This window comes from Paraburkholderia phenazinium, from assembly GCF_900142845.1.
Taxonomy (GTDB): Bacteria; Pseudomonadota; Gammaproteobacteria; order Burkholderiales; family Burkholderiaceae; genus Paraburkholderia; species Paraburkholderia phenazinium_A.
This window is the reverse complement of record NZ_FSRU01000002.1, coordinates 2,864,090-2,875,632: the sequence shown is the minus strand read 5'-3', so window position 1 is coordinate 2,875,632 and position 11,543 is coordinate 2,864,090. Positions and strand designations below refer to the sequence as shown.

The 11,543-nt window shown below is 65.0% G+C and carries 12 protein-coding genes; 7 read left to right on the top strand and 5 right to left on the bottom strand.

Annotated elements, in window-relative coordinates:
• Positions 1–39 precede the first annotated feature (39 nt).
• The 4 genes from BUS12_RS29900 to BUS12_RS29885 form a co-directional block, all read right to left on the bottom strand.
• Positions 40–297 (bottom strand): BTH_I0359 family protein, encoded by a 258-nt coding sequence (locus BUS12_RS29900; RefSeq protein WP_074263200.1) that lies wholly within the window; start codon positions 295–297, stop codon positions 40–42.
• Positions 298–415: 118 nt separating this feature from the next.
• Positions 416–1,204, bottom strand: a complete 789-nt coding sequence (gene pcaD / locus BUS12_RS29895) for a 3-oxoadipate enol-lactonase (RefSeq protein WP_074300960.1) — start codon at positions 1,202–1,204, stop codon at positions 416–418.
• A 109-nt stretch (positions 1,205–1,313) separates the two neighbouring features.
• A complete protein-coding gene (locus BUS12_RS29890) occupies positions 1,314–2,573 on the bottom strand; it encodes a DUF3108 domain-containing protein (RefSeq protein ID WP_074300959.1) in 1,260 nt (419 codons plus the stop codon).
• A 137-nt stretch (positions 2,574–2,710) separates the two neighbouring features.
• A complete protein-coding gene (locus tag BUS12_RS29885) occupies positions 2,711–3,583 on the bottom strand; it encodes an IclR family transcriptional regulator (protein ID WP_074300958.1) in 873 nt (290 codons plus the stop codon).
• 151 nt (positions 3,584–3,734) lie between these two features.
• On the opposite strand from BUS12_RS29885, the gene BUS12_RS29880 reads away from it, so the two are divergent.
• From BUS12_RS29880 to rfaE2, 7 genes are all read left to right on the top strand, one after another.
• Positions 3,735–4,727, top strand: a complete 993-nt coding sequence (locus tag BUS12_RS29880; RefSeq protein WP_074300957.1) for a fumarylacetoacetate hydrolase family protein — start codon at positions 3,735–3,737, stop codon at positions 4,725–4,727.
• A gap of 181 nt (positions 4,728–4,908) precedes the next feature.
• Complete coding sequence (locus BUS12_RS29875) at positions 4,909–6,072, top strand: ABC transporter substrate-binding protein (protein ID WP_074300956.1); 1,164 nt, start codon at positions 4,909–4,911, stop codon at positions 6,070–6,072.
• Positions 6,073–6,158: 86 nt separating this feature from the next.
• Positions 6,159–7,061, top strand: coding sequence for an enoyl-CoA hydratase/isomerase family protein (locus tag BUS12_RS29870; protein WP_074300955.1), 903 nt, complete (start codon positions 6,159–6,161; stop codon positions 7,059–7,061).
• Positions 7,062–7,171: 110 nt separating this feature from the next.
• The gene (locus BUS12_RS29865; protein WP_074300954.1) at positions 7,172–7,960 is read left to right on the top strand and encodes a PhaM family polyhydroxyalkanoate granule multifunctional regulatory protein; all 789 of its coding nucleotides are present in this window, start codon (positions 7,172–7,174) and stop codon (positions 7,958–7,960) included.
• A gap of 34 nt (positions 7,961–7,994) precedes the next feature.
• Positions 7,995–9,236, top strand: coding sequence for a patatin-like phospholipase family protein (locus BUS12_RS29860; protein WP_074300953.1), 1,242 nt, complete (start codon positions 7,995–7,997; stop codon positions 9,234–9,236).
• 519 nt (positions 9,237–9,755) lie between these two features.
• A complete protein-coding gene (locus BUS12_RS29855; protein WP_074300952.1) occupies positions 9,756–10,628 on the top strand; it encodes a ferritin family protein in 873 nt (290 codons plus the stop codon).
• A gap of 129 nt (positions 10,629–10,757) precedes the next feature.
• A complete protein-coding gene (rfaE2, locus tag BUS12_RS29850; RefSeq protein ID WP_074300951.1) occupies positions 10,758–11,240 on the top strand; it encodes a D-glycero-beta-D-manno-heptose 1-phosphate adenylyltransferase in 483 nt (160 codons plus the stop codon).
• Positions 11,241–11,274: 34 nt separating this feature from the next.
• Here the strand turns inward: rfaE2 and BUS12_RS29845 are convergent, their stop codons facing one another.
• Complete coding sequence (locus BUS12_RS29845; RefSeq protein WP_074300950.1) at positions 11,275–11,508, bottom strand: hypothetical protein; 234 nt, start codon at positions 11,506–11,508, stop codon at positions 11,275–11,277.
• Positions 11,509–11,543 lie beyond the last annotated feature (35 nt).

The window sequence follows — 11,543 nt, the reverse complement described above, 5'->3', positions numbered from 1 at the left end:
CGGACGGGGGTTTGAGTACGTGTCGCCGAGGCGTGCGTGTTAGTGGAGGATCACCGGTTGATGCATCAGGCTGTCGAACTGGCCGAGGAATTCGTCAACTTCGTCAAGCGACGGTTCTTCTTCGATCAGCTTGGTGACGTGCTCGCGAAAGCGCGCCGCCATTGCGCCGTCAATGTAGATTTCGCGTTGCATGTTCTTGTCCACGATCTCATAACCACCTGACTTCATGGCGAGGGGACCGTCCTGGGGCGGGAACTCGACAACACAATAGTTGGGGCTGTTGTAGATCATTTGCATGGCGACACTCCTTATTTCCGTTGGCTCCTGGCCGTTCCTGCGCCATAAGTGGAGCGTATGGTGTGGAATTCAAGGGGTGGGTCCGGAGTAACGCTGGTAAAAATCCCGGACCTTCAGGTTAGACCCGTGTTTCGAGAAACGTTTCAAGCAACGCAGCAAAACGGTGAGACTGTTCGATCGGCGCCAGATGGGCAGCATCCAGCAGTTCGTATTGTGCGCCTTCAATCGACTTCGCGATGAATTCTGTTGCAGCAGGTGGCGTGCCTGTGTCATGGCGTCCCGCGACCGTGAGCGTAGGCAGACGAATCTCGTTCAACCGCTCCTGCACGTTGAAGTCGCGCAAAGCCTCGCAGGCGAGCGCGTAGCCCGCGGGCGAGGTGTGCTGCAGCACCTCGCGGATCTGCTCGACCGCTTCCGGATGCGCCGCCTGGAAATCGGGCGTCAACCAGCGGCTTAAGGTCGCAGGCACAAGCGAAGCCATGCCTTCGCGGCGTGCGGTAGCCGCGCGTTGATCCCAGACGGCGCGATTCTCTGGCGCGGTGCCCGCGCTCGTGTCGGCGAGCGTCAGCGTATCGATGCGTGATGGATGATCGAGGGCGAACTGCTGCGCGACCATGCCGCCCATCGACATCCCCACCAGATGCGTATGCGGGGCGCCCAGTGCATCGAGCAGGGTGGCGAGGTCGCGGGACAGGTCGGCGACGCTGAAGGGCTTGTCCGGTACACCGGTGGCGCCGTGACCGCGTACGTCGTAACGCAGCACGGTGAAGTCGTCGCGGAAGTAGCCGGCGAGCTGGTCCCACACGGACAGGTCGCCACCGAGTTGATGGATGAACGTCAGCCAGGGGCCGCCGCCTTCGTTGCTCAGAACATAGCGCGTGTCGATACCGTTGATGTTCACTTGCATGCAGGCTCCTTCAAAGGGGATGCGGTGAAACGGCTGGAACGGCGCCGCTTGTCCTGCGAGTCATGCCGCTGGCGGAAGTTTCGGCAAATTGCCGAATATCTGTTCGACTTCAGGGTTTGTCCGGCACAGGGGCTGGGGCGGTGTCCGGAGCCATCGGTGAGTCGGGCGCTGAGGGCGCCGTGGATGCAGGATTGCCGGAAGCGGTCGCGCTGCCGCCATTGCCCGTTGAAGTCGCATTGCCGTTGCCGCCCGGCGGACTCAGCGGCCCGCTCCAGACCAACTGGATTTCTGTGCCGTTCGGTTCGGTCTGCAGGATCCGCGCGGGCAACCAGCCGAGCGACGGCGCGAGCCACACGTCGATGCGCCGCTGATCGCCGGCGTGACGCGGCAGGCGCATGAAATGACGCGCACTGACGTAGCCTTGTTGTGTGCGGATGGTTTCGTCGCCGATTGTTTCAATTGGCCAGATTTCGCCGCTATCGTTGTCGACTACGAAAAACTGGCGGGTCACGCCCGGCTTGTAGGCATCCGGATCGCCGCGCACGAGGCTCGCCAGTTGCATCACCATGCTGAAGCGGTCTTGTGCGCCATCGCTGAGGGGCAAAGACGCGGGCGTTTTGGTGAACGCGATCTGCTTCGTGGTGCGATTGAAGATCGCCACGTCCTCAGCCCGATGGCCGCGCTTTTCGATGTACTGGTCCGGCGCGAGGCCGAACGCATCGACGTGCCCGTGGCTCGAGTAGCTGAAGGTGCCGATGAACGGCACCGGCATCGACACCACCATATCGTAGATCTTGCCGTCGCTCGACCAGTGGATGGTGCCTGGCTGATTGCGCACGCCGTTATAGAACGTGTCGTATTGCAGATCGCCCGACGGCGGCACCGAGAACTTCACGCCTGGCGCGGCTTGCGAGGCGGGGGCGTGGCCGCCGGCTGGCGCGCTTCCCGCTGTAGCGGCGCTGGCCGCAGTGGACGCTGCGGCCGCACTGGCTGCTGAAGAGGCGGCCTCAGCCGCAGGGGCGGACGCAGCGGTAACAGGCGCGGGCCCGGAGCGCAGCGCGGTCAATACATGTTCGCGCGGCTTGCTGGCGGCTGCCCTGGCTTTGTGCTCGGGCGGCGGTGCCGGGTGCGGCGCTGTCTCAGCCGGACTGCGCTCGATGCGCTCGGGCGTCAGCAGCGCGATCTGCACCGGCACGTGAGCCGTGTTCCCGGACGTGAACGTCTCGCGATTGCGTTCGACCCACTGCGCCGCGATCCAATGCACGCAAAGCACGACCGCAAGCACGGCGAGCCAGCGCCACGCACGCGGGCGGCGCGCCGCGTGAGGCAACATGCGATCGGAACGGCTGACGGCGGACGTGAACGGCATCGGGCGAGCGATTCTGGCAGATCAAAAGTGACGCGCCGCTTCAGGCGAAGGCCTGCGCGGGACTCACGCAGCGAACGGGTTCGACCGTCAGGCCGCGGGCGATGTTCCGCAGCGGCGTCGCTGCGCGCCCCGACATCCTAACGCGGCGCTGGACTGTACCCCAGTTCGTACGACAATTTGCGCGCACACTCGCGCAGCGCCGTGTCGGTCTCGCCGTCCCAGCGGATATCGAAAGCGCCCTCGTGGCCGAGCGCAATCAGCCCCAGTGCGAGATCGCCGGTCGAGTCGAAGACCGGCATGCAGAACGCGTGGATCGTCGGCAGCAGCATGCCTTCGACGCGTGCGGCTTCATGCGCGCGCACCTCGGCGAGGACGCGCTCGACCTCTTCGGGCGTGCGCGGGCCATCGGTGTGCGACGAACGGCGCGAGTCGGCCAGTTCGCGCTCGATCATCGCAGCGGTCTTGCTGGACGGCAGATAGGCCGCGAACAGCAAGCCGGTGGCCGAGCCGAGCAGCGGCATCACATCGCCGAGCTTGAGCGAGGCCTTCGCCGGATGACTCGATTCCATCCAGTGGACGACGGTCGGCCCCTGGTTGCCCCATACGGCGATGCCCACGGTGAGGTCGAGCCGGTCGCGCAGCTCCGCCAGCGCGATCCGCGCGAGCTTCACGCCATCGACCCGCGCGAGCCGCGCCAGGCCCAGTTGCAAGGCAAAGCCGCCGAGCTCGTAGCGCCCGGACAGCGGGTCTTGTGCGACGACGCCCAGGCGCAGGAAACTCACCAGATACCGGTGCGCCTTGGCGGGGCTCATGCCGGCGCGTTGCGCGAGATCGCGCAGCATCATCGCGCGCGGCTCGTGGGTCAGGACGTCGAGCAGGCGAAAGCCCACCTCGATCGACTGGATGCCCGAGCGCAGCTTCTCCTCGCCGGCCTCGGCGGCGTCGTCGTCAGCGGAGTCGAGCGGGTCGGCGTCGGGAGCGATCGCGCCGGGGCGGGCAAGTGAAGGCATAAGCAAGGCGCACGAGGCGCGAACGGTGAGTCGGATGGGACGGCGCCGGCGCGACGTCAAAGCGTGCCGTTTGAACCGGCCGTTTGGGCCAGGGCGATTCACCATCGTAGAATAGATTCCCTCTATCGTCACTAACACGGCTCATTCCCCTATGAAACTTGCCACGCTGAAGGACGGCACACGCGACGGTCAATTGATCGTCGTGTCCCGCGACCTGCACTCCGCGGCCATCGCCGATGCGATCGCGCCGACGCTGCAGCGCGTGCTCGACGACTGGACCTTCTACGCGCCGCAACTGCAGGATCTGTACGACGCGCTCAACCAGGGCCGCGCGCGCAACGCCTTTGCGTTCGACGCGAAGGAATGCATGGCGCCGCTGCCGCGCGCGTTCCAGTGGGCCGACGGCTCGTCGTACGTGAACCACGTCGAACTGGTGCGCCGCGCGCGCGGCGCGGAGATGCCGCCGGAATTCTGGACCGATCCGCTGATGTACCAGGGCGGCAGCGACGACTTCATCGGCCCGAAAGACGACGTGGTATGCGCATCGGAGGATTTCGGCATCGATTTCGAGGCGGAAGTCGCCGTGATCACCACCGACGTGCCGATGGGCGCCACCCCCGATCAGGCGCTCAAGGGCGTGCGGCTGATCGCGCTGGTCAACGACGTTTCGCTGCGCAACCTGATTCCGGCAGAACTGGCGAAGGGCTTCGGGTTCTTTCAGAGCAAGCCGGCCACGTCGTTCGCACCGGTTGCCGTCACGCCTGACGAACTCGGCGAGCACTGGCGCGAGGGCCGCGTGCACCGGCCGATGATCGTCCACTGGAACGGCAAGAAGGTCGGCCAGCCGGACGCCGGGACGGACATGGTGTTCCACTTCGGCCAGTTGATCGCGCATGCGGCGAAGACGCGCAATTTGCGCGCGGGGTCGATCGTCGGCTCGGGGACGGTCTCGAACAAGGATGCGAAGCGCGGCTATTGCTGTATCGCCGAGAAGCGCTGTCTCGAGACCATCGAGCACGGTTCGCCGCAGACGGAGTTCATGAAATACGGCGATACGGTGAAGATCGAGATGTTCGACGAAGCGGGCAAATCGATCTTCGGCTCGATCGAGCAGGGCATTGCACCGCTTGATGCGGCTCGCTGAAGCGCGGGGCGTCCCGCTGGCCGGCCTTTAAGTCAGGCGAAAGGGTTTCGCCCGATACCCGTGCACCCGGGCGCCGCTACACTGACAGACGCCTGGTGGCGAGGGCGCGGCTAACCGCCGCTGCCCGCCACGACCAGGGCGAAGTGGCACATAACGACAAAACCACGGTGAGGAGACAGGCATGCGGTTCCGCCCGTTTGCGCTTGCGCTTAAGTTTGCGTTTGTATTTGCGGCTGCATTTCCAGCTCTCGCGCTGGCCCAGGTGAAGATCGGGCTGGTGCTGTCGCTGACCGGTCCGGCCGCCTCGCTCGGGATTCCGGCCCGCGACACGGCCGCCATGCTGCCGAAGACAATGGGCGGCCAGAAGGTCGAGTACATCGTGCTCGACGATGCCTCGGACACCACCCAGGCAGTGCAGGATACGAAGAAGCTGATCTCCGAAGACCATGTCGACGCCATCATCGGCTCGTCGATCACGCCTAACACGCTGGCGATGATCGACGTGATCGCGGAAGGCGAGACGCCCACGATCTCGCTGGCGTCGTCGGCGAAGATCATCGAACCCGTCGACGCCAAGCGTCACTGGATGTTCAAGACCCCGCAAACCGATGCGATGATGGCCTCCGCGATTACCGCGCACGCCAGCTCGCACGGCGTCAAGACGATCGCCTACATCGGCCAGGCCGATGCGCTCGGCGAGACGTTCTATGCCGAAGTGGCGAAATTCGCCGAGCTCCATCACATCAAGCTCGTGGCGAGCGAGCGCTTTAACCGTGCCGACCCAAGCGTCACCGGCCAGGTGCTGAAGATCCTCGCCACCCATCCGGATGCGGTTGTGGTCGGCGCGGCGGGAACGCCCGCCGCGTTGCCGCCGCGAACGCTCAAGGAGCGTGGCTACAAGGGCTTGATCTATCACAACCACGGGGTCGGCAATAACGATTTCCTGCGCGTCTGCGGGGCGGACTGCAACGGCACCTTCCTGCCCGCCAGCCCGGTGCTGGTCGCGGCGCAACTGCCGGCCGACCATCCGGCGAAGCGCCTCGCGCTCGACTACACGGCGCGCTTCGAAGCGCTGCACGGTGCCGGCAGCGTATCGGCCTTCGGCTCGTACACATGGGACGCGGGCATGCTGCTGTCGAATGCCGTGCCGGTCGCATTGAAAACGGCGCAACCTGGCACGCCTGAATTTCGTCACGCCTTGCGCGATGCACTGGAAGCGACGCACGGTCTGGCGGACACTAACGGTGTCGTCAACATGAGCCCGACCGATCACCTCGGGCTCGACCAGCGCGCCCGCGTGATGGTGGAAATCAGCAACGGCAAGTGGGTGTATCAACCGGACTGAAGCTGCCGCGGCGCGTACCCTGTGCCGCGTTGCGTTCACACTGACGTCTCGATCTATCGCGTTTCCGATCTACCGGACTGACCGCCATGTCTCACGAAGCACCGATCAACGACCCTGTCTTCTATGCGCACTACCAGTCGCTGCGTGTGCGACGGCATCCGCATGGCATCCTCGAAGTCATCATGAGCGGCGAGGGCGCCAACAAGAGCGCACTGGCCACGGCGGATGCGCGCATGCATCGCGAACTTGCCGAAATCTGGCGCGATATCGACCGCGATCCCGACACCCGCGTTGCGGTGATTCGCGGCGAGGGCAAGGGCTTTTCGGCGGGCGGCGATCTGCAGCTCGTCGAGCAGATGGCGACCGACTTCGAGGTCCGCACCCGCGTCTGGCGCGAGGCACGCGACCTCGTCTACAACGTGATCAACTGCAGCAAGCCGATCGTCTCCGCCATGCACGGGCCGGCAGTCGGCGCGGGGCTGGTGGCAGGGCTCCTCGCCGATATTTCGATTGCGACGAAGAGCGCGCGCATCATCGACGGTCACACGCGCCTCGGCGTGGCCGCGGGCGATCACGCGGCCATCGTGTGGCCTCTGCTGTGCGGTATGGCGAAGGCCAAGTACTACCTGTTGCTGTGCGAGCCGGTGAGCGGCGAAGAGGCCGAGCGGATCGGTCTCGTCTCGCTGGCCGTCGACGAAAACGATCTGTTGCCCAAAGCATTCGAAGTCGCCGAGAGACTCGCGCACGGCTCGCAAACGGCGATCCGCTGGACCAAATACGCGTTGAACAACTGGCTGCGTTCCGCGGGGCCGACCTTCGATGCGTCGCTTGCGCTCGAGTTCATGGGCTTCGCCGGCCCCGATGTGCGCGAAGGCGTGACGTCGCTGCGCGAGCGGCGCGCACCGGATTTTCGCGGCGGCGCCTCGGGAGGCAGTCATTCGGGGAGTAGTCACCCGGCCGGCGATTCGTCCGGTGAGCATTCCGGCTGATCGATCGGTCCTTTATCAGCCCTTTACCCGCCCGTTACGCGCGGTATGATCGGACGAAACGCGCGTCGGACTGCGCCTATTCCATTTCTGTCTGCTGCGAGGAGAAAAGCATGACCGATACACCTGGCTCCACGCCGCCCTTTCCCGGCTTTCCGGGTTTTCCTCCCGGCGAGATGCTGGACCGCATGTGGGACATGATGCGCTTGAGTCCGTTCGGCTCGGCCTTTCAGGGTGCGCCGGCAGGCGCGACGCCGGGCCTCGGGCCGTCGCTGTCGATGATGTCCGACATGATGGCGCCGCTCACCAACGTCGAAGAACTCGACAAGCGCATCACCGACATGCGTGCGGTCGAGCAGTGGCTCAAGCTGAATCTGAACATGCTGCAGTCGGCGATTCAGGCGCTGGAAGTGCAGCGCGCCACGCTCGCGACGCTGCGCGCGTTCGGCGCCTTCGCGCAGCAGTCGATGGCGCAACCGGCGGCCACCCCGACCCCCGCGCCCGACAAGCCACGTCCCGAACCGGCCGCTGCGCCGCGTGCCGAAGCCGCGAGCAGTGCCGAAGCGGAAGCGGGCGAGAGCGCGAACGCGCCGGGTTTCGATGCGTCCGTCTGGTGGAATCTGCTGCAATCGCAGTTCAACCAGATCGCGCAGTTTGCGATGACCCAGCCGGCCGCGGCGGCAGCCGCCGCGGCTGACGCCACTGCGGCCGCGTCTGCTACCGGCGCCGCTGCGGAGCAAGCCGGCGCCGCCGGAGCGTCGGGTGCGTCGGGTGCGGCAACGTCGTCTGCGAAGGAGTCCGCTGCGAAGCGCTCACCGGCTGCCAGATCGAGCAGCACGGCGTCGAGCGGCACGGCGAGCCGGCCGCGCGCGGCAAGGAAAACCCCTTCGCAGCCCGAATGAGTCGGCTCGACGTGATCAGGAGCGAGCCCCGAGCATGCGGCTCGCGCTAGTTCTGATGGGCGGCGGCGCGCGCGCCGCTTACCAGGCGGGCGCGCTGCTGGCGCTTGCCGAGATCGCGCGCGAGGTGGTGCCGGCCTCCCGTGCGTCGCCATTCAGTGTGATCTGCGGCACTTCCGCAGGCGCGATCAACGCCACCTCGATTGCAAGCCATGCGGACGACTTTTACCGTGGCGCCGAGCGACTCGTGCATGTCTGGTCGAGCATGCACGCGCATCACGTGTACCGCACCGACTGGCCGGGCATGGTCGGGGCGGGGGCTCGCTGGCTGGCGGCAATGAGCTTCGGTTGGGCCGCTCACCGCTCGCCGCGCGCGTTATTCGACAACTCGCCGCTCGCCCGGCTGCTACGAGACGCGCTCGGTTTTCACCGTATCGAGCAGATGCTCGACACGCGCGCGCTGCATGCGCTGTCCATTACTGCGCTCAGCTATTCGTCGGGACGGCATTTGACCTTTTACCAGGCCAGCGAGCCGATCCAGGCCTGGCGGCGTGCGCAGCGCACCGCGCGGATGGTCGAACTGACTCCGGCTCATCTGCTTGCGTCTTCGGCGATTCCCTACGTGTTTCCCGCCGTGCCGCTGGAACTGGATGGCCGCCACGAGTACTTCGGCGACGGCTCGATCCGCCAGATCGCACCGCTTAGCCCTGCGATTCATTTCGGCGCGAACCGCATTCTCGTGATTGGCGCCGCGACGCCGCGGCCGGAGGTGCCGGCGGCCGGACGCGACGATGCTTATCCGTCGCTGGCGCAGATCGGCCAGCAGGTGCTGGCGAGCGTGTTTCTCGATGCGCTCGGCGCGGACATCGAACGCATCGAGCACATCAACCGGATGGTGCTGCACCTGCCGCATACGGTGGAACCGGAAAGCGGCTGGCGCCATATCGACGTGCTGGCGATCGCGCCAAGCGAGCGCATTGAGCTGATTGCGGCGCGCCACCTGAAGCATTTGCCGCGGACGGTACGTGGCCTGCTCGGCGCGGTGGGCGGCAACCGGGCGTCCGGGGCGTCGTTTGCCAGCTATCTGCTGTTCGAAAGCGAATTCACGCGCGAGCTGATCGAACTCGGCCGCCGCGACGCGCTTGCGCGGCGCGGCGAGATCGCGGCCTGGATCGAGCGGGCCGGCGAAGGCAACGCGGGTGGCGGCAACGGCAACGTGGGCAAGGGACGCGAGGGCGGCAACGAAGGCAAGAGTGGCAACGGCGGTGTGAACCTGTGAACAGCAATGACCGCGTTGGCGGACAGGTACATCGCCGATTCTGGCGACGCGGCACACGTCTTGCGCTCGATCTTCGTCACAGGCACAACACGAACGTCCGCTATTTTATTGAGACCGATCAAGGGCCGGGTGCCTGTGACCCTATGTAAGGGAAGGGGGCCAGGCCCGCGTGCTATCATGCTGTAAGCCTGTTTGGCCCTTGGGCGCGCCCCGAAAACAACCAATCCGCCGCCCGTTTGCCGCCGGTTCGACCGGCGCGGGGCTGGATAGCGGCTTCCATCTGGCAGGCTGCCGATTGCGTTGGGTAGGTTCGCGCACGGTTGGCCGCGTGGCCCGAGACCGCGGTGTTAGCGGGCGCACACATGCCGCAGGACTTCTTTACCGCTCGGTGCATCTGAGTGGCTGATTCCCGCGTAAAATTGAATGCTTGGCTCGCGAACGCGTGTGTTTCGTTCGCCGTTAGCAAGAGTTGCAAAAGACACAAACAGACGTCGCAATGCGCAGAACAGGGGTGGGACTATGAACACCATGCTTTATCCGGAACTTTATAAATCGCTCGAATCCGTTCGATGGGACATGGAGAAAGACATTCCCTGGGACACGTTCGATGCATCGCTCTTGACTGACGAACAGGCCAAGACGATCAAGATGAACGCGATCACCGAATGGTCCGCGTTGCCCGCAACGGAAATGTTCCTGCGCGACAATCATCATGACAGCGATTTCTCCGCGTTCATGAGCGTGTGGTTCTTCGAAGAACAAAAGCACTCGCTGGTGCTGATGGAGTATCTGCGCCGCTTCAAGCCGGAAATGTGTCCGACCGAAGAAGAACTGCACGCCGTGCGCTTCGAATTCGATCCGGCGCCGCCGCTCGAAACGCTGATGCTGCACTTCTGCGGCGAAATCCGCCTGAACCACTGGTACCGCCGCGCGGCCGAATGGCACACGGAGCCGGTCATCAAGGCCATCTACGAAACCATCTCGCGTGACGAAGCCCGTCATGGCGGCGCTTACCTGCGCTACATGAAGAAGGCCATGACGAATTGCGGCGACGTCGCGCGTGCTGCGTTTGCCAAGATCGGCGTGCTGATGGCGTCGGCGCGGCGCACGGAAAAGCCGCTGCACCCCACCAACCTGCACGTGAATCAGGCGCTGTTCCCGCGCGACACGATCCAGTCGCGCCTGCCCGATCCTGAATGGCTCGAGCGCTGGCTCGACGAGCAGATCCGCTTTGACGACGGCTGGGAAAAGAAGGTGGTGGAACGCATTCTGCACAACCTGTCCATCCTGTTCGAGCGCACCTTCAATACGGCGCAGGAACTGAACCGCTATCGCAAGGAAGTCGTGGCGCGTCTGCAGGCCGATCAGAAGTCGGCTGAGCAGCCGGCTTGACGGTCCCTGCGTGATGCGTTGGCGCGAGGCGCCAGGTGACACACACGACACGTAGCGTGTGAAAGAACGGCCCGACAGGTGCAAGCCTGCCGGGCCGTTTGCATGACTTCTCTTTTCTTCGAATTTCTCATGTCCGCCACTTTCGAACGCAAGCTCACGACCCGCGACGCCCTGGCTCAACTGCGTCCTTCGCTCACAGGTCCCGTGGTGTTCACGAACGGGGTGTTCGACATCCTGCATCGCGGCCACGTCACCTATCTGGCCGATGCGAAGGCCCTCGGCGCCAGTCTGATTGTGGGCGTGAACAGCGACGCTTCGGTGCGCAGGCTCGGCAAGGGCGACGACCGGCCGATCAACAACGAAGCCGACCGGATGGCCTTGCTGGCTGCGTTGGAAAGCGTCGACTGGGTGGTGTGTTTCGAAGAGCAGACGCCGGTGTCGTTGATCGAAGCGCTGCACCCCGACATCCTGGTCAAGGGCGGCGACTACGACATGGACAAGCTCCCCGAGTCCGCGCTGGTGCGCGGCTGGGGCGGCCGCGCCCTGGCAATTCCGTTCGAGCACGACCGCTCGACGACCGCACTGCTCAAGAAGGTTCGCGCGCAGGGTTGAGTTGCCGTTCGCGCGTCGGCTGGTTTTATTGGCTCTACTGACTCAACGCCGACGCGGCGATCGCCGGCGCCGGAGCCGGTCCGCCGACCACGGCGAGATCGGCCGCTTCGGAGACCGCTTGCACCCTCAACGTGTCCGGATGAATCTGGCGATTCAGATGGCCCGGCTCGCGCGCACCCGCGTAGGGTAGCGGGCCGAAGATGCCTCGTAGTGTCGCGAACGCGAGCAGGTTGGCAAGAAACAGAATAGCGATCAGCCAGCGCAGCATCGTTGGAGTCTCCGTCTAAAGGGTGCGGCGAGCGG